Annotated in this window: 1 pseudogene; it reads left to right on the top strand. The window is 51.4% G+C overall.

The features are described from left to right. Positions 1-319, top strand: a pseudogene (locus tag A3761_RS04220) (thymidine phosphorylase); the annotation flags it as partial.

Genomic DNA, 319 nt, shown 5'->3' with positions numbered 1-319 from the left:
AATACCGACGAAATTATTTCCCTTACCAAGGCCATGGTCGATGCAGGTAGTCAACTCGAGTGGGGCAGTGAAAAGGTGATGGATAAGCACTGTGTTGGAGGCTTACCTGGCAATAGAACGACACCCATCGTCGTCGCTATTGTAAGTGCTGCCGGTTTGATCATGCCGAAAACTTCCTCACGCGGTATTACCTCACCTGCCGGTACCGCCGACACCATGGAAACTCTTGCTCCCGTGACCTTGAGCATTGAGCAAATGAGATCAGTAGTTGAACAAGAAGGCGGCTGTATTGCCTGGGGAGGCTCAGTTAGCCTTAGCC

Source organism: Oleiphilus sp. HI0123 (assembly GCF_001635315.1).
The sequence above is the reverse complement of the archived record's forward strand: the minus strand, read 5'-3'. Positions and strand labels throughout refer to the sequence as shown.